The sequence below is a fragment of the Bifidobacterium callimiconis genome (genome assembly GCF_003952005.1).
Taxonomy (GTDB): Bacteria; Actinomycetota; Actinomycetes; order Actinomycetales; family Bifidobacteriaceae; genus Galliscardovia; species Galliscardovia callimiconis.
The window spans coordinates 139359-156200 of sequence record NZ_QXGJ01000002.1 but is presented as its reverse complement, the minus strand read 5'-3'; the positions used below and the strand labels follow the sequence as shown (position 1 = coordinate 156200).

17 protein-coding genes are annotated in these 16842 nt (G+C 62.4%); 6 read left to right on the top strand and 11 right to left on the bottom strand.

Going from position 1 to position 16842, the window contains the following annotated elements; all coding sequences use genetic code 11:
* Positions 1 to 14 precede the first annotated feature (14 nt).
* The 10 genes from purB to D2E23_RS02740 all read right to left on the bottom strand — a co-directional run bounded on the left by purB (position 15) and on the right by D2E23_RS02740 (position 9533).
* Positions 15 to 1445, bottom strand: coding sequence for an adenylosuccinate lyase (gene purB / locus D2E23_RS02780; protein ID WP_126029477.1), 1431 nt, complete (start codon positions 1443 to 1445; stop codon positions 15 to 17).
* 53 nt (positions 1446 to 1498) lie between these two features.
* Positions 1499 to 2992 carry an esterase/lipase family protein gene (locus tag D2E23_RS02775; protein ID WP_164520643.1) on the bottom strand — a complete coding sequence of 498 codons (1494 nt, stop codon included), beginning with the start codon at positions 2990 to 2992 and terminating at the stop codon, positions 1499 to 1501.
* Positions 2993 to 3066: 74 nt separating this feature from the next.
* On the bottom strand, positions 3067 to 3414 hold the full coding sequence (locus tag D2E23_RS11555) for a hypothetical protein (RefSeq protein WP_164520642.1): 348 nt from the start codon (positions 3412 to 3414) through the stop codon (positions 3067 to 3069).
* Positions 3415 to 3521: 107 nt separating this feature from the next.
* Positions 3522 to 4115, bottom strand: coding sequence for a DUF6466 family protein (locus D2E23_RS02770; protein WP_126029474.1), 594 nt, complete (start codon positions 4113 to 4115; stop codon positions 3522 to 3524).
* A complete protein-coding gene (locus D2E23_RS02765) occupies positions 4112 to 5158 on the bottom strand; it encodes a vWA domain-containing protein (RefSeq protein WP_164520641.1) in 1047 nt (348 codons plus the stop codon). The genes D2E23_RS02770 and D2E23_RS02765 overlap by 4 nt, the downstream gene beginning before the upstream one ends.
* Positions 5155 to 6246: a vWA domain-containing protein gene (locus D2E23_RS02760; RefSeq protein WP_126029472.1), complete on the bottom strand. Its 1092-nt coding sequence runs from the start codon at positions 6244 to 6246 to the stop codon at positions 5155 to 5157. The genes D2E23_RS02765 and D2E23_RS02760 overlap by 4 nt, the downstream gene beginning before the upstream one ends.
* Complete coding sequence (locus D2E23_RS02755) at positions 6246 to 6764, bottom strand: hypothetical protein (protein WP_126029470.1); 519 nt, start codon at positions 6762 to 6764, stop codon at positions 6246 to 6248. Before D2E23_RS02755 ends, D2E23_RS02760 begins: the two co-directional genes overlap by 1 nt.
* A complete protein-coding gene (locus D2E23_RS02750) occupies positions 6761 to 7717 on the bottom strand; it encodes a DUF58 domain-containing protein (protein WP_126029468.1) in 957 nt (318 codons plus the stop codon). The genes D2E23_RS02755 and D2E23_RS02750 overlap by 4 nt, the downstream gene beginning before the upstream one ends.
* On the bottom strand, positions 7714 to 8802 hold the full coding sequence (locus D2E23_RS02745) for an AAA family ATPase (RefSeq protein WP_126029467.1): 1089 nt from the start codon (positions 8800 to 8802) through the stop codon (positions 7714 to 7716). Before D2E23_RS02745 ends, D2E23_RS02750 begins: the two co-directional genes overlap by 4 nt.
* Before the next feature lie 29 nt (positions 8803 to 8831).
* Positions 8832 to 9533, bottom strand: a complete 702-nt coding sequence (locus tag D2E23_RS02740; RefSeq protein ID WP_126029466.1) for a uracil-DNA glycosylase — start codon at positions 9531 to 9533, stop codon at positions 8832 to 8834.
* 99 nt (positions 9534 to 9632) lie between these two features.
* Between D2E23_RS02740 and D2E23_RS02735 the strand changes: the two genes are divergently transcribed.
* The 3 genes from D2E23_RS02735 to groL all read left to right on the top strand — a co-directional run bounded on the left by D2E23_RS02735 (position 9633) and on the right by groL (position 12659).
* A complete protein-coding gene (locus D2E23_RS02735; protein ID WP_126029465.1) occupies positions 9633 to 10295 on the top strand; it encodes a LytR C-terminal domain-containing protein in 663 nt (220 codons plus the stop codon).
* Between the two features lie 199 nt (positions 10296 to 10494).
* Positions 10495 to 10698, top strand: coding sequence for a cold-shock protein (locus D2E23_RS02730; RefSeq protein WP_093959414.1), 204 nt, complete (start codon positions 10495 to 10497; stop codon positions 10696 to 10698).
* A gap of 344 nt (positions 10699 to 11042) precedes the next feature.
* Complete coding sequence (groL, locus tag D2E23_RS02725; protein WP_093959413.1) at positions 11043 to 12659, top strand: chaperonin GroEL; 1617 nt, start codon at positions 11043 to 11045, stop codon at positions 12657 to 12659.
* Positions 12660 to 12786: 127 nt separating this feature from the next.
* On the opposite strand, the gene D2E23_RS02720 is transcribed toward groL, so the two are convergent.
* Positions 12787 to 13077 (bottom strand): WXG100 family type VII secretion target, encoded by a 291-nt coding sequence (locus D2E23_RS02720; RefSeq protein WP_126029464.1) that lies wholly within the window; start codon positions 13075 to 13077, stop codon positions 12787 to 12789.
* A 151-nt stretch (positions 13078 to 13228) separates the two neighbouring features.
* On the opposite strand from D2E23_RS02720, the gene D2E23_RS02715 reads away from it, so the two are divergent.
* The 3 genes from D2E23_RS02715 to D2E23_RS02705 are packed head-to-tail and all read left to right on the top strand — an operon-like array spanning position 13229 to position 16806.
* On the top strand, positions 13229 to 14188 hold the full coding sequence (locus tag D2E23_RS02715) for a TPM domain-containing protein (RefSeq protein ID WP_206431981.1): 960 nt from the start codon (positions 13229 to 13231) through the stop codon (positions 14186 to 14188).
* 52 nt (positions 14189 to 14240) lie between these two features.
* On the top strand, positions 14241 to 14984 hold the full coding sequence (locus tag D2E23_RS02710) for a response regulator transcription factor (RefSeq protein ID WP_093959411.1): 744 nt from the start codon (positions 14241 to 14243) through the stop codon (positions 14982 to 14984).
* 4 nt (positions 14985 to 14988) lie between these two features.
* Positions 14989 to 16806, top strand: a complete 1818-nt coding sequence (locus D2E23_RS02705) for a sensor histidine kinase (RefSeq protein WP_206431980.1) — start codon at positions 14989 to 14991, stop codon at positions 16804 to 16806.
* Positions 16807 to 16842: the final 36 nt, after the last annotated feature.

The following is a 16842-nucleotide window of genomic DNA, read 5'->3' as shown; positions in this document are numbered from 1 at the left end:
CGGAGCGGCGGGGATCAGTCGAAGTCGACAAGTCGGCTGGCGATTCCCGTGTAGGTGGCCGGGGTCAGCGCGCTCAGACGCTTGGCGGTCTCCTCGTCGAAGTCGAGCGTGGCGATGAAGTTCTCCACGTCCTCCTTGGAGATGGAATGGCCGCGCATGAGCTCCTTGACCTTCTCGTACGGCTTGTCCATGCCCTTGCGGCCCTCGAGCGCGGCGGCGCGCATGGCGGTCTGGATCGGCTCGCCCAGCACCTCCCAGTTCTCGTCAAGCTCGCGGGAGATCACCGCGTCGTTCGGGTGGATGGACTCGAGGCCGCCCATCAGGTTGTTCAGCGCCAGCAGGCTGTAGCCCAGCGCGGAACCGATGTTGCGCTGCGTGGTGGAATCGGTAAGATCGCGCTGCCAGCGGCTTTCCGTCAGCGTGGCGGCAAGCGTGTCGAGCAGCGAGCAGGAGATCTCCAGGTTCGCCTCGGCGTTCTCGAAACGAATCGGGTTCACCTTGTGCGGCATGGTGGAGGAGCCGGTGGCACCCTTCACCGGCACCTGGGCGAACACGCCGCGCGAGATGTACATCCACACGTCCACGGCCAGGTTGTGCAGGATGCGGTTCGTGTGGCTGATCGCGCCGTACAGTTCGGCCTGCCAGTCGTGGCTTTCGATCTGCGTGGTCAGCGGGTTCCAGGTCAGGCCCATGCGGGTCTCCACGAACTCGCGGGAGACGGCCACCCAGTCCACGTCCGGGTAGGCGGCCAGATGCGCGCCGAACGTGCCGGTGGCGCCGTTGATCTTGCCCAGGTACTCCTGGTCGGCGATGCGGTTGAGCTGGCGGCGCAGACGGTACACGTACACCGAAAGCTCCTTGCCCAGCGTGGTGGGGGTGGCGGGCTGGCCGTGCGTCAGGGACAGCAGGGCCTTGTCCTTGTAGGCGTCAGCCTTCTCTGCCAGGTGGTACACGATCTTCTCTGCGGCCGGGAACCACACGTTCTCCACGGCGTTCTTGATGCAACGCGCGTAGGAGAGGTTGTTGATGTCCTCGGACGTGCAGGCGAAGTGCACCAGCGGCTTGAGACGGGACAGCTCGGTGTCCTCGCCCAGCGTTTCGGCGGCCTTGTCTAGATAGTCGTCGATGTAATATTCCACGGCCTTCACGTCGTGGTGGGTGATGGCCTCATGGGCGGCCAGCTGCTTGATGCCCTCGGCGCCGAACTGCTCCGGAATGGCGCGCAGGTACTCGATCTCGGCGTCGGTGAAGGGCTTGACGCCGCCCACGATCGGGCCGTTGCCCATGCCGTTGGCCAGCAGGATCATCCATTCGACCTCGACGCGCATGCGCTCGCGGTTCAGTGCGGGTTCGCTCATGTATTCGGTCAGGGCCGCGGTCTGCTTATGATAACGGCCGTCCAGGGGGCTCAATGCGATTGCGGGGGAGATATCAGTCAGATTCATGCACACCACAATACGTGAAGCCGTACCCTGAACAGCCCGATGATCAATGATGATCATTTATACGACATACGTCCACGCCAGTAGGTCGTTTCCTGCAGTTCGCCGTTGATGACCTGCCGGAAGTGCTGTTCATGGCCGTATAGTGCCGGTCCTCCCTCGGCTTTGGCATCCTGATAGGCGGCTTTCATGTATTCCATGCCGTGAGTGATGGACTTGTCGTTGCCGCTGCCTTCCACTTCGGTGCCGTTGGTTGAGAATCGTGATTGGCTGGTACCTCGGATGGTCAGCCAGTCCGGATTGCTGGGATTGGGAGCTCCGTCGAGGGCCGACACCAACTCATCGTTCATTTCGATGCTGGTCACGGCGATGCCCTCCTTGATCGGATGGTTCGCCACAGGCGAGCCCGCCGTAACGATGTGCTGAATGTTGTACTTATCGGTGAAGTCCGAGGCCATGACGGCGGCCACAATGCCGCCCTGCGAGTGGCCGACCATCGCCACCGGATCGCCAGGCTGTACGCCTGCCTGCCGCATGGCCTCATCTACCATGCGGGCACTATCGGCGGCCATGCGTTCCTGCTCATCCGAGCTCATAAGCTCTATGTTGACGGGCCAACTGAACGGGGAGTAGGTTTTCCCGTCTGTGCCGGGAATCGTCACCATCCATGCGGTGCTGCCGTCATCACGACGATACTTCTGAATCGCAATGGAGCCCACTTCTACATCATTGAGACGCATATCATGCACGTTGACGAGCGTGTCCTCGATCGATGTCGTCTTGCCGATGCCCTTCTTCGGATGAATCTGCGAGACGGTGAGTTTGTCACCGTGCAGAGCATTGGTGAATGGAGCCGACCTGTCGGCTATCCGGCCGGCCGCGTCGTTGATTATGCCGGAAGAAGCACCGCTGGCGGAATTCGGAAGATGAGGCAACGTTCCGTCATCAGGGATCATATGGTCTCTGATTCCCGTTCCGTCATCGGGCACCATGTGATCTCTGACCGTTTTCTTCTTGTCTTTGCCGCCGGCGATCTTCTGTCCCAAGGCGGATAGGATGCCCTCGTGCAGGGGAGAGCTTCCGGTGGCCAGATACCAGAGGTTGGGCTTACCATCAAGAATGGATCCGATCACCGTGCTGCCGGCCATGAGCAGCGCCAGTCCGCCACCCGCCAATCTTGGATGTTCAAGTGCGAAATTCTTGATTTTCTCATTGAACAGGCCTCTGGCGGTTTCGTCGGCCTCGGAGTACAGCGAATACGCATCGGTGAGCTGCTCGGCCATGGTCTGTGCCTTTTTCATAAGCATCTCCGCTTCTTCGGCGCGCTCATTGGCGTGCTGCAATACCAGTTGGTAGTTCAACGACACATGAACGGTCGTGTCGGAGTCGCTGGTGTTGGCCATGCCCATTGACGCGGTGAGGAGCTTGCCAAACAGTTTGGGGCAGAGCGGTGCCTTGGCTCGAATGGTCCCCAGTTCGAGATTGATGGTTTTCCAGTTGGCACCGGTTCGCGCCACGTAGTCGGCGGCGTCGTTGAGCAGCGTGGCCACGGTGCCGAACTGGTCGAGATTGGCATGGGTGGCGGTTCCCTGACCGCCGTAGACATGGGATTCGACTCGCGCGTTCATAGCAGGGCCTCGGGGCTTTCGATGAATCGTGCGGTGGTCGTGGCCCCATTGCCGGCGGTCTGGGCAATGACGATGGCGCCATCCACATCGGTGTGGAAGGCTTCTCCCGCCTTGCCTTCCCAGATGAGTGCCTTCGCCTGGGACAACACGTCCTCCATGTCCTTGATGGCATTGGCATGGGACGTGCACAGGGAGGCTATCAGATTCTGCGATTCGCGGAGCACGGTCGGGCAGGGGCATCCGTTGTAGAAGTCCAGTCCCGAAACCGCGTTGGAGAGAGTGTCACCCGTTCGGCCGATGGCTTCGAACGTGTTGGATACAGTGTATTGATCAAGCGTAGTCATGCCGCGATTCAATCACGTCGCGGCATGCGGGCGGTAGGGTTCCGTTTCGATGTGGTCGAATGGAGCCCCCGCCCGCATACGTCATGACCGGATCGGGCGGTCATGCATTACCACGGCTTGGCCGAGGCGTTGTCGTCGGACCCGGCGGTCTCGGACGACGTGTCGGGCACGTTCTTCAGATCGATCTTCTGCTTGTTCTGTTCCAGCAGTTTGTTGACCTTGTCCGTGTCCGACGAGTCCCCGGAATTGTTCGAGGACTCTCCCTGCTGCCCGTTGGCGGTCTGCGCCGAATCGGATCCGTTTTTCTCGGACTTGAGATCCGACTCGATCTGCTTGGTCAGCCTGGCCGATTCCGCGGCGTTTGCGGCGATCGTGGCGCGCACCTGGGGCAGCTGCAGCACGGTGAGCCGTTGCGCGTCGGAGAACTGGGCATCGGTCTGCAATTGCGCGGTCCGTAGTTTCTCCAGATCCGGCGAATCCTTGTTGTAGGCACTGATCGTGGCGTTCAGTCCGTTGACCGCGGTGTTGTTCGTGGCCAACGCGGACCAGTTCGCCGCCATGATCCCCGCGGCGAACACGGCGACTACGGCCAGCGCCACTATGGCGATGCGTACCGGAACCGAAGCGATCGACTGCCGGTCGTGCCGTGGCGGACGTGGCTGCCGCGACGCCTTGTGCGACCTATGTGTTGCCCTGCTCATAGCAGCCTCCTTGACGTGCGCATCCATGCCACGGCCTCCCAGAGCAGCAGTACGGCGAATACGATTGCGAACGGCCAGATCGCCGGCACGCTATGTTCGCGCTGCTTGTACGTGCTTTGCATGCGCCAATCGGATGACGTCTGCTGCACGTCGCGTTCGTCGATGGTCCGGCCGGCGTCCACATGCACGTAGGATCCGCTCATCTCGTCGGCGATGGCCTTGAGGGTCTTTTCGTCGAGTTTGGAGATGCCGGGCTGTCCGGTGGACGGGTCGGTGACGAACTGGTCGGTCGACATCGTGCCGTCGTCGGCGATCTGCGGGATCTGGCCGCCGTCGGCGGAGCCCACGCCAACGGTCTGCGCGCCGTTCACATAGGCCCTTAGCGAGGAGAACGTGCGCCGCGATTTGTTGCTGGTCTGCTCGCCGTCGGAGATGTAGTACACGATGATCGTGTCGTCGGGATGCTGGTTGCGGGTGTTCTTGGTGGCCAGCAGCAGCGGGTCCACGGCCTTGTCCAGATTGGATCCGGACGATGCCGACGTGGGCTCCAGCGTCAACGTGCTGGCCCAGTTCTCAATGGCCCGCGAATCGGGGGTGAGCGGCACTTCGAGCGTGCCCGAGGCGCCGAACGAGATCGCGGCGAAACTGGCGTCGGGGTACAGCTTGACGATGCCGTCGACCGCCTGCTGGGCGGCATCGATGCGACTCATCGTCTCGTCGGACCCGTACTGCGCATCGGCGACACCCATCGAACCGGTCACGTCGACGGCGATGAACACGTCGGTGGCGTTCACCGCACGGCTTTCCGTCTTCAGCGTCGTGCTCGGGGTCAGCAGCATGACCGCCAGCATCACGGACGCCAGAACGCGGCGGACCCAATCCACCGTGGTGGCATCCGTATAGGGGCGCTGCCGATGCGAGCGTACGGCCATCACCACGGTCAGCACCACGACGGCCACGGCCAGTATGGGGGAGACGATCCACCCGAACATCGGGTCCAATGTCAGACCCTTGAACGCATTTAAACCGTTCTGTACGTTCATCGTCTCAACCTCCCGGCCGTGATCACGAACGCGGCGAACAGGATCAGCGCCACGGGCACCCAATACTGCGGGGCATCCACCAGATTCGACTGGTTGCGGTTTTCGTTGTCGGTTTCACGCTGTCGTTCGATCCTGCGGACCAGCGCGTCCACGGACGAACCGGATCCCTGCGTGAGGAAGATGCCGTTATGGGCCTCGATCTGCGTCTTCATATCGGTGGTCGTCTGATCGTTCTCCGACTGGGTGGGGCCCGAATACAGGCCATCGACCACGATCGACGACTTCTCGGTCAGATCGAGCGCCTGATCGAGCTGATAGACCGGCGTGCCCGACAGCACGTTATCGGTGGCCAGCACGATCGATGCGCTACGGTTTCTGGCCGACGCCTTGACCGCGGCATCGCCCGACGTGGAGAATTCGGGCAGCATGGCCGCACAGCTGATCAGACCGTCGCCGATCAGCGAGGTCACGTCCTTGCGGTTCTGCGTGCCGTCCAGCCAGTCGGACACCTGCTGATACTGCTTATCGCTCATCTTGTCGATGCTGTCCTGATCGACCACGCCCTTGAGAATGGTATTGGCGTACGAGAGCTGGCGCTCGACCAGATCATAGTCGTCGGTGAGCGGGAACACCGTACGCGACGTGGAATTGAAGATGCTCAGGCCGATGCGCTCACCCTGGAAATGCTGAATCAGGTCCAGATACGTGGCGATGACCTGACGATCATAGGGCAGAGTGGAACCCGAAACATCCAGACACAGAATGATGTCACGCGACGAGCCGGCGCTCGACTCGGTATCGACCTTGGACGGTCTTGCCACAAGCACGATGGCCATGAGCAGCGTCAGCGCGAGCAGCGCGGCGGCCAGACGGTTGATCGTCTTCCACAGACGCCATCGGGCCGACGTATGCTCGGTGTCGAGATCGCGATCCAGATTCCACACCGCCGCGGTGTCGGGATGCTCGACGATCGCGCGCACGGCATCCGGTTTCCGGTCGCGGCGCGTGGACCAACGCCAGGCAAGAAACGCCAGCACGGCGATCGACGCCAGCGCCCACGGCCAGCGGAAGGTAAGCAGCGACGACATCAGGAACGCCACCTTTCCACCAGATTCGACACCCATCCGGCGGCCTCGTCCACCGAGGTCTCACCGGCATGCGCCTGCGTGGCCGCATCAGCGAACTCCGGCGGATACAACGCGGATATCGTCTGTTTGAGCAAATCAAGTCCTTTGCCATTGCTGCGCGAACGAGGAACGGCATGCAGCTCGGCCAGCGTGTGGTTGGTCACATCACGGCCCAGACGGTCGGACGCGAATCGACGGGCGATGCCCGCCAGCTCGCTGAACGCATCATCCGCACCGATCTCGCCGGCACGGAAACGAAACTGCACATCCTCGATCTCGGCAAGCCACTCGCCCTTGTCCGACGCGGAACGATGCGCACCGGCCACCGTCGTCGTGCGACGACGAGGTCGAGACACCACCACCGTCAGTATCACCAACGCCACGGCGATGACGAGCAGCACCAGCATCGCCGCCACATACGGCGTGACATCGGTCAACGCCAACGGTGTGAATTTCTTGGCGGCCATGATCACGATCACGCCACACCCCCAGTCGCCTGCGGAGCGCGCACATCGGCGCGCGGGAATCCGCTTTTCGCCAGCGTCGTGGACACCAACGTGATGAATTCGTTGAACATCGCCTCGCTCGATCCGCCGCGAACCATGGTGGAACCGGTACGGGCCAGCTCACGGCTCAACGCCGTCGCCGCGAACTCGCGATGCGTGGCCACATCCTTCGCCATGGTGGGCGTACGCAGAAACGCGGGCACGGCACGACCGTCGCGGGCATCCACGATGCGATCGAACCGTTCCGTAGCCAGGAACGGGTTCAGCGCGGCCACACTGACCACCACCAGCGGATGCGTCTGCGCCACCAGACGCAGCGCATGGGCCTGCTCTTCGGTCCACGCGGTCTCGTCCGTGGCGATCACCACCATCGAATACCGATTGCGGATCTTGCCCGCATAATCGATCAGCGCATCCACGTCACGTGGCCGATCCATACGACGACGCAACAGTCCGTCGAACACATGCTCGAACTTGGCGAATCCGCCATTGAACGGCACGCGACGAATACTCTGCGAATCACCCAGCACGATCGACAGATCGTCACTGCGGCGCAACGACAGCACGGCGAACATGCGCAACGCGTTGGCCGCCACGTCAATGGCCCGTTCGCCGCTCGGCGTACGGCCGCACATCTCACGGCCCACGTCGAGCAACAGCCATACGTTGCCGTTGCTCTCGCGCTCCTTGTCCACGATCATCGGACGGGCCGCGCGGGCGCTCGCCTTCCAATCGATCAGACGAGCCTCCTCGCCGGGCTGATACGGCCGAATATCGAGATAGTCGTATCCCGCCCCGCGGCGCGCCGACGGGTGCTCGCCCTCCAGCACGCCCAGCGCCCGGAACACCGTAGGCAGACTGAGTCGCGTGCCCAGGGACTCGATGCGCCGGCGGACCGGATCGGCGGATCTGTCCGGCACGATCATGGTACGGGAACCGCCTCGATCATCGAATCAATGACCTGATCGGCGTTCACGTTCTCCGCCAGCGCCTCGAACGTCAGCAGAATACGATGACGGAACACCTCGTGCGCAAACGTCTTGATATCCTCCGGAATCACATAGTCGCGGCCGGCCAGCAGCGCGTTCGCCTGACCGATGCGCACCAGCGCGATCGAGGCACGGGGGCTGGCTCCCAGACGCACCAGATTCGACAGACCCTTGATCGGACGGGGACCCGCACCGCGGCTGGTCTGCGCAAGCTCGACGGCATACTTCATGATCGGCTGCGACACATGCACCTTGCGGGCGCTGGCGCGCAGGAACTCCACATCGGCGATGGTGATCGCCGTGGGGCTGACCGACATCGCCTGCTGATCGGTGCCGCGACGGGTAAGCAGTTCGAGCATGGAGACCTCGTCGGCCTCGGTGGGATACGTCATCACCGTCTTCATGAAGAAACGGTCCATCTGCGCTTCGGGCAGATTGTACGTGCCCTCCTCCTCGATGGGGTTCTGCGTGGCGATCACCATGAACGGCTTGGGCAGCGCGATGCGCTCGCCGCCGATGGTGGTGGCGCCTTCGGCCATGGCCTCGAGCATGGCCGACTGGGTCTTGGCCGAGGAACGGTTGATCTCGTCGAGCAGCACGAAGTTCGCATGGATCGGACCGATCTGCGTACTCATCTTCTGCGTGGCGAAATCGAAGATCTGCGTGCCCACCAGATCGGACGGCATGAGATCCGGCGTGCACTGGATGCGCTTGAACGAACCGGAGACCGACGTGGCCAAAATCTGCGCCGCCGTGGTCTTGGCGAGACCGGGGACGGATTCGATAAGGATATGGCCGCCGGCGACGAGCGTGGTGATCAGCGATTCGCGCAGCTTGGTCTGGGCGACCAGGCCCTGGGCGAAATGCTGACGGACGCGATCGGCCAGATCGTGGACACGGGCCAGGTCGTCACGAGTGACGGTTGCGCTGGCGGATGCCGCGACGGGTGCGGGAATGCTCGTGGGAGGCAGCGGCATATCGGCCGCATGCTGATGTGAAGGTCGGGGTGGGAATAAAGCCATATCCTCCACTGTAGCGGGTCAAACGACTTTCACGCCGAGGGCAATGACCAGTCCACGGGTTCCGCGCCCATGGCCTTCAGCGCCGCGTTGGCCTTGGAAAACGGCTTGGATCCAAAGAATCCGTAGCGTGCAGACAGCGGGCTGGGGTGCGGGGACTTGATGATCGTCGCATGCTTGAGCAACGGCTCGAGCGTCTGTGCCTGACGCCCCCACAGGATGGCGACCAGAGGTTTGGGGTTGCCGTTCTCGTCGACGCGTGAATCAAGGGCGGTGATGGCGGCGTCGGTGATGGCCTCCCAGCCCTTGCCCCTATGGCTTGCGGGCTTGCCCACCTGTACGGTCAGACACCTGTTGAGCAGCATCACGCCGCGCTGCGTCCACGGGGTCAGATCGCCGTTCGCGGGGGCCGGAACATGCATGTCGTCCATGAGTTCGGTGTAGATATTGCGCAGACTGCCGGGGATGGGGCTGACCGTCGGCGCCACGGAGAAGCTCAGGCCCACGGGATGTCCGGGCGTGGGGTAGGGGTCCTGACCCACGATCAGCACCTTGATGGAGTCGAAGGGAATGGTGAACGCGCGCAGGATGTTGCGGCTCTCCGGCAGATAGTGACGTCCCTGGGCCAGCTCGCCACGCAGGAAATCGCCCATGACATGCACCTGGGGCTCCACGTCCTTGAGCGCCTTGGCCCAGCCGGCCTCCACCAGTTCGTCGAGATTCTTGATCGTCATGGTTCCCATGATAGGTGGGGGGCGGATGCGGGCCGATACGATTGGTCATATGGGCGTGCGGCTACACTCTTATGTGTTGGAAAAGTATGAGGAGTGACCATGTCTGACAAGCAACACGTCTATCCGGCCGACGAATTCGACAAGCCCGGGCAGGGGCCGGTCGGTCTGCACCGTGGTCCGCGAAGCTTCGGCGCGCGCGCCTTGCCGTATCTGATCGTGATCATCGTTGCGGCCCTGTGCGGTCTGGGCGTGTTCATGTGGCTGTCCGGCACCGATCTGTTGTCCGGAACCAAGTCAGCCAGCTCGGCATCGACCAGCGTCACGAAGTCCGCCGACACGTCGTCGAGCGCCACCGAAAGCGAGTCCGCGTCGCCGAGCGAGACGTCCGGCGAGACCGCGGGCGAGGAGACGCCGAGCGAGTCCGCGTCGCCGAGCGAAAGCGCGACCGCGAGCGAATCCCCCAGCGAGAGCGCGTCCTCCGCGGCCACGGTGGATCATTCCTCCACGGTCATCGTCTACAACGGCACCAGCACCAGCGGTCTGGCATCCAAGCGTGCGGCCACGCTGACCAATGCCGGCTATACGTCGGTCAGTGCCAAGAACCCCAATAATCGCAGCACATTGCCCTCGACGAGCACAGTGTGGTATCGCGACGAATCGGACCTCGCCACCGCACAGGACGTGGCCGCACAGCTGGGCATCTCCCAGATCGTGCAGTCGCAGAGCATCGACACGCAGATCGCCGTCGTGCTCATGCAGTGACAAGGAGGTGGCGTCCCCGACGTTTTGGGCTCCTCTCGTGGCGAAAACATTGACATTGAGAGGTGTGATGGCTAACAAACGTTGTCTCGGTTACTATAGTGTGAATCGTGCAAGAAGAGATGCACGAACCGTCAGACTCAATGATGTTGTTGTGTTTGTCATGCGTGGGACGGTATCACAACTACAAAGGGAAGCTGTTATGGCAACGGGTACGGTCAAGTTCTTCAGCGCAGCCAAAGGGTATGGCTTTATCACTCCCGAAGGGGGCGGTGAAGATGTTTTCGTCCATTGGTCGGCCATCAACGCCCAGGGTTATCGAACCCTGGACGAAGGGGATAAGGTCGAGTTCGAAGCCGAAAGGGGACCAAAGGGCATGCAGGCCACTACGGTGACCAAGCTCTGACGCCCCGTCCTCCGGCTGGCCCCGGCGCGTGTGTGGTTTTGTCGCGCCGGGGCTTTTTCATATCGTTTTCGCTTCTCTGATCACGCTGTCTTGGCTCACTTCCCGGCTCACTGTCCCGAATGCCGTGAGATTCCCCTCTGTTGTCCTCGTAAATTCCCGTGATGATGCCATGTTTTTCACGCCACGCGCATATTCGCCACGGGAATAGTTGGCACTCTTCGCCCGAGAGTGCTAATCTCACTTTTAGCACTCGAGGCGTGAGAGTGATAACGGCAGCTGACGGCCATCTGATCCACGCGCTGAGGGTGAATACGTAATACAAGCCATTTGGAGGGATAGCAACCATGGCAAAGATCATCTCCTACGATGAGGAAGCCCGCTCCGGCATGCTCGCCGGCCTCGACAAGCTGGCCAACACCGTGAAGGTCACGCTGGGACCGAAGGGCCGCAACGTCGTGCTCGACAAGACCTACGGCGCTCCGACCATCACCAACGACGGTGTGTCCATCGCCAAGGAAATCGAACTTGATGACCCGTTCGAGCGCATCGGCGCCGAGCTGGTCAAGGAAGTCGCCAAGAAGACCGACGACGTCGCAGGCGACGGCACCACCACCGCCACCGTGCTGGCCCAGTCCGTGGTCCACGAGGGTCTGAAGAACGTGGTCGCCGGCTCCAACCCGATCGCCCTGCGTCGCGGCATCGAGAAGGCCACCGAGGCCATCGTCAAGGAACTGGTCGCCGCCGCCAAGGACGTGGAGACCAAGGATCAGATCGCTGCCACCGCCACGATCTCCGCCGCCGATCCCGAGGTCGGCGAGAAGATCGCCGAGGCCCTGGACAAGGTCGGCCAGGACGGCGTCGTGACCGTCGAGGACAACAACCGCTTCGGCCTGGACCTCGAGTTCACCGAGGGCATGCGCTTCGACAAGGGCTACATTTCCCCGTACTTCGTGACCAACGCCGACGAGCAGTCCGCGGTTCTCGAGAACCCCTACATCCTGCTCACCTCCGGCAAGGTCTCCAGCCAGCAGGACATCATCCACATCGCCGATCTGGTGATGAAGTCCGGCAAGCCGCTGCTGATCATCGCCGAGGACGTCGACGGTGAGGCCCTGCCCACCCTGATCCTCAACAAGATCCGTGGCACCTTCAACTCCTGCGCCGTCAAGGCTCCGGGCTTCGGCGATCGCCGCAAGGCCATGCTGCAGGATATGGCCATCCTGACCGGCGCCCAGGTCGTCTCCGACGATCTCGGCCTCAAGCTCGACTCCATCGACGCCTCCGTGCTCGGTTCCGCCGCCAAGGTCATCGTTTCCAAGGACGAGACCACCATCGTGTCCGGCGCCGGTGACAAGGCCGACGTCGAGGCTCGCGTTGCCCAGATCCGTTCCGAGATCGAGGCCACCGATTCCGATTACGATCGCGAGAAGCTGCAGGAGCGTCTCGCCAAGCTGGCCGGCGGCGTGGCCGTCATCAAGGTCGGCGCCGCCACCGAGGTGGAGGCCAAGGAGCGCAAGCACCGCATCGAGGATGCCGTGCGCAACGCCAAGGCCGCCATCGAGGAAGGCCTGCTGCCCGGCGGTGGCGTGGCCCTGATCCAGGCTGCCAAGAAGGCCGAGGCCGACGTGAAGCTCGAAGGCGACGAGGCCACTGGTGCCGCCATCGTCTTCCGCGCCGTCGAGGCCCCGATCAAGCAGATCGCCGAGAACGCTGGCCTGTCCGGCGACGTGGTGATCGACAAGGTTCGTTCCCTGCCCGAGGGCGAGGGCCTGAACGCCGCCACCAACACCTACGAGGACCTGCTGGCCGCTGGCGTGACCGACCCGGTCAAGGTGACCCGTTCCGCTCTGCAGAACGCCGCCTCCATCGCCGGCCTGTTCCTCACCACCGAAGCCGTGGTGGCCAACAAGCCGGAACCGCCGGCAGCCGCTCCGGCCGCTGGCGCCGACATGGGCTACTGATCCGGTAATGGAACACTGAGATCAGCGCGATAGTCGCATAGCAAAAAGGCTCCGATCCATATGGGTCGGAGCCTTTTTGCGTGTGATATCGGGAATATGGCGGAAAGTTCGCGTGAGGTCGGGAAAATCAGCCGGCGAAGAGGCGGGATGCCTGGGATTCGGCGTCGGAGTAGACCATCGAGGCCTGGGAGAGCGCGTTCTGAATGGATTCCAGCGAGGCCTCCATCTGCTGCTGCGCCGCACGCCACTGTGATGCGACCGATGCGAACTGGGTGGCGGCACCGCCGCGCCAGACGCTTTGCAGCTGGTTGAGATTGGCGTACATGCCGTTCACGGCTTCTCGGATCTGGGTGACCGAAGCGGAAACCGCTGCGGATGACGACTGGATCTGTTCCGAATCCACTTGATACTGGGGCATGAGTTGTCCTTTCGATACGAGGTGTTGCAATGACACGGTTCGGATGTGACGCCGAGCCGTTACAGTGGAGATTATGAGACGCACGCATTTGGAGACAACGGTTACGAACGATGTGGTCGAATGGAGCCCCCTCGGGGATGGAGCGGAACGGATGGAACGGACGACGCCGCGCGGCGTGATCGGTATGATCATCGCACTGGTCGCCACGGTCGCCATGACCGGTTCGCTCATGATGGCTCCGGCTCCCCTGACCTGGGCCGACGACGCCACCGATCAATCCAGCCAGTCGACGGACCAGTCCGGCAGCGGCTCCGAAGGCACGCAGAGCGCGGTGACCGTCACCGACAACATCACCGATACCGAAAACCTGCTTGGCGACAATCTCGGCAAGGTCACCGACGCCATCGACTCCACCAAGCAGGAGACCGGCGTAACGGTGAAACTGCTGTACCTGCCCAAGTTCGCCGAGGGCAAGGATCCCGAGGAATGGGCCACCGACGTGCTCAACTCCACCAATCCCGAACCCAATACCGTGCTGCTCGCCGTGGCGTCCGAGGACGGCAATCTGGTAGTGGCCATCTCCAAGAATTCCGATAAGTGGCTGCAGGATGCCGCCGGCGAGATGTCGTCGGCCGCGCTCAAGCCGCTGACCGAGGGGGATACTCCGGACTGGTCGGGGTCGGCCATCGCGCTCACCGATCAGATCAAGGCGGCCAAGACCACATCCACGCCGTCGGCCGCCAGCCATGTAGGCGTCGTCATCTTCATCGTGGCGCTGGTGGTATTGGTCGTCGCTGCGGGCGTGTTCTTCGTACTGCATAAGAAGGGGCATTCCCGCGCCCAGTCCCGTGCGGAGAAGCAGCTGGCCCGCAGGCAGCGCCGTCGGTCGAAGCGCGGCGGCGACACGACGGAACCGGATACGTCGACGGATACATCGTCGAATTCGTCGGAGACCGACGATTCGTCGGAAACCGCCGGACGAGTCGAAAAGGACGGCAATACGAGCGATGCCGACGCGGCCGACGGCAACGGTGATGACGGCAACGGTGATGACGATCCTGACGAGGACGCGGACGATGATTCCGCCGATGGCCCCCGTAAATCCAATTAATGATTCAGACGACATTCAGGAAACATCCAGAGGGTGAAGGCATGGTGGAAGCATGAGCAAATCCATTGAGGCATCGATTGTCGTTGTAGATGATGAACCGTCCATCCGCGACCTGCTGGTGGCGTCCCTGCATTTCTCCGGTTTCGAAGTGGCCACGGCGGCTTCCGGTTCCGAAGCCATCGAGGTGATCGAGAAGACCGACCCCGATCTGATCGTGCTCGATGTGATGCTCCCGGACATCGACGGATTCACCGTGACCCGTCGTATCCGTCAGGAAGGCATCGACGCTCCGGTGCTGTTCCTCACCGCACGCGACGACACCCAGGACAAGGTCATGGGTCTCACCGTGGGCGGCGACGATTACGTGACCAAGCCGTTCAGTCTCGAAGAGGTGGTGGCTCGCATCCGCGCCATCCTGCGCCGCACCCGCGAGCAGGTCGAGGATGATCCGATCATCCGCGTGGCCGATCTCGAGATCAACGAGGACTCCCACGACGTGACCCGTCACGGTCAGGTGGTGGAACTCAGCCCCACCGAGTACAAGCTGCTGCGCTACCTCATGGACAACGAGGGCCGCGTGCTCTCCAAGGCGCAGATCCTCGACCACGTGTGGCAGTACGACTGGGGCGGCGATGCGGCGATCGTGGAATCCTACATCTCCTACCTGCGCAAGAAGGTGGACGGTGTGATGTACACCGACGAGGACGGCACCGAACGCAAGGTCGATCCGCTGATCCAGACCAAGCGAGGCATCGGCTATATGATCCGTTCCCCGAAGTCCGCTCCGGGGGCGTGATCCGGTGGCCGTTTCAGGCAAGAGGGGAGCGAAGGCCGGCAAGACCCGCCATGAGAACCCTCTCGTGCGCCACCTTGACGCCGTGTCGTTGTCCACCAAACTGGTGTCGATCATTCTGGTCCTGCTGTTGGTGTCCGGGGGCGTGATCGCGTTCGCGGTACGGCAGCTGGTCAGCGCCTACATCGTCGACAAGACCGACAATCAGCTGACCAATCAGGCCGGTCTGGTGATCAACAACATCGATCAGCTGCAGCACGCCGACAACAACAGCACGATCAGCGGCAATCTGTACTTCGTGCAGTTCCGCGACGCCGACTACAACATCGAGAGCACGCCGCTGGTGCCGAAGCTGCAGGGCAGCGTGGTCTCCATACCGAAGCTTCCGGCGTCGGGCAGCCTTGACGGCATCCAGTTCGGCCAGCCCTTCACCACCGACGCCCAGGTGCAGGTGGGATCGGGATCCGTCAGTCGTTCATCCCTTAAGGTGGCCATGTCGCCATGGCGTGTGGTCGCCCTGCAATATACGGTCAAGGATCCCGACAGCGGGGACGTCGTCCGCGGCGTGGCGCTGATCGGATTGTCGCTGCACGACATGCAGGACACGCTCGGCATCATCACCAAATACTTCCTCGTGGTGGGCATCGCCACCATCGTGTTCGCCACGGTGATGGCCACCATCGCCGTCGATCGTACGCTGCTGCCGCTCAAACGCATCGAGAAGACGGCGGCCAAGATCGCCAACGGCGATCTGTCGCAGCGCGTGCCGTCCGCCCCGGAGAACACCGAGGTCGGATCGTTGTCCGCATCGCTCAACCAGATGCTGGCGCGTATCGAGCAAAGCTTCCGCGAACAGCGGGAAACCACCGATAAGATGAAGCGGTTCGTTTCCGACGCCAGCCATGAGCTGCGTACGCCGCTTGCCGCTATTCACGGATACGCCGAACTGTACAAGATGCAGCGTGACTATCCCGGTGCGCTCGAACGCGCCGACGAATCGATCGATCGCATCGAGAAGTCCAGTACGCGCATGGCGGCGCTGGTCGAGGATCTGCTGTCTCTGGCCCGTATGGACGAAGGGCGTGGCATCGACCTCAATCAGAAGGCCAAGCTCAACGGCATCGTGGCGGATTCCGCCGAGGACCTGCACGCACTGGATCCCGAACGCGCGATTCGTCTTGGCGGCGTAACGGTGGTCGGTACCGATGCTCCGCTGATGAGCGCGGATGGCAAGGCGCCGGAACCCGCACGTCTGGAATTCCAGGAGGGCAAGCTCGAACCGATCACGATTCAGGGCGATCCCGCGCGACTGCGTCAGGTCATCACGAACATCGTGGGCAACATCCATCGGTACACTCCGGAGGATTCTCCGGTGGAAATGGGACTGTCCGTGCTCACCGCGTCACTGCCGCACGTCGATCTGGGCAAGATGCCGTCCACCGACACTTCGCTCGACCAGTTCATTCAGGCCGTGCAGGTGGCGTCGTCCACCGGTTCCGGCCAGCGGTTCGCCGTCATGCAGGTGGTCGACCACGGTCCGGGCATGGCTCCCCAGTCGCGGCAGATGATCTTTGAACGGTTCTATACGGCCGATCCGTCACGCGCCCGCGAAAAGGGCGGCACCGGTCTTGGCATGGCCATCGCCCAGTCGGCGGTCAAGGCCCATCACGGTCTGATCTGCGCGTCCGAAACGACGGGCGGTGGACTGACGTTCACCGTGATCATCCCCATTCAGGAGGAGCCGCAGAAGGCGGACACCGGTGACGCGTCGGCCACGTCGGCGACGGCAAATCCCTCTGAGAGCGTACGGCCGGCGAAGGCTTAGGATAGAATAATAATTTGGCTTTGTGGCGCGACCGTG

Excerpts from the sequence above, each read along its gene's own strand:
- purB (WP_126029477.1), bottom strand. The coding sequence starts at position 1,445 with ATGAATCTGACTGATATCTCCCCCGCAATCGCATTGAGCCCCCTGGAC.
- D2E23_RS11555 (WP_164520642.1), bottom strand. The coding sequence starts at position 3,414 with ATGACTACGCTTGATCAATACACTGTATCCAACACGTTCGAAGCCATC.
- D2E23_RS02770 (WP_126029474.1), bottom strand. The coding sequence starts at position 4,115 with ATGAGCAGGGCAACACATAGGTCGCACAAGGCGTCGCGGCAGCCACGT.
- D2E23_RS02765 (WP_164520641.1), bottom strand. The coding sequence starts at position 5,158 with ATGAACGTACAGAACGGTTTAAATGCGTTCAAGGGTCTGACATTGGAC.
- D2E23_RS02760 (WP_126029472.1), bottom strand. The coding sequence starts at position 6,246 with ATGTCGTCGCTGCTTACCTTCCGCTGGCCGTGGGCGCTGGCGTCGATC.
- D2E23_RS02750 (WP_126029468.1), bottom strand. The coding sequence starts at position 7,717 with ATGATCGTGCCGGACAGATCCGCCGATCCGGTCCGCCGGCGCATCGAG.
- D2E23_RS02745 (WP_126029467.1), bottom strand. The coding sequence starts at position 8,802 with ATGGCTTTATTCCCACCCCGACCTTCACATCAGCATGCGGCCGATATG.
- D2E23_RS02740 (WP_126029466.1), bottom strand. The coding sequence starts at position 9,533 with ATGACGATCAAGAATCTCGACGAACTGGTGGAGGCCGGCTGGGCCAAG.
- D2E23_RS02735 (WP_126029465.1), top strand. The coding sequence starts at position 9,633 with ATGTCTGACAAGCAACACGTCTATCCGGCCGACGAATTCGACAAGCCC.
- D2E23_RS02730 (WP_093959414.1), top strand. The coding sequence starts at position 10,495 with ATGGCAACGGGTACGGTCAAGTTCTTCAGCGCAGCCAAAGGGTATGGC.
- groL (WP_093959413.1), top strand. The coding sequence starts at position 11,043 with ATGGCAAAGATCATCTCCTACGATGAGGAAGCCCGCTCCGGCATGCTC.
- D2E23_RS02720 (WP_126029464.1), bottom strand. The coding sequence starts at position 13,077 with ATGCCCCAGTATCAAGTGGATTCGGAACAGATCCAGTCGTCATCCGCA.
- D2E23_RS02715 (WP_206431981.1), top strand. The coding sequence starts at position 13,229 with ATGGAACGGACGACGCCGCGCGGCGTGATCGGTATGATCATCGCACTG.
- D2E23_RS02710 (WP_093959411.1), top strand. The coding sequence starts at position 14,241 with ATGAGCAAATCCATTGAGGCATCGATTGTCGTTGTAGATGATGAACCG.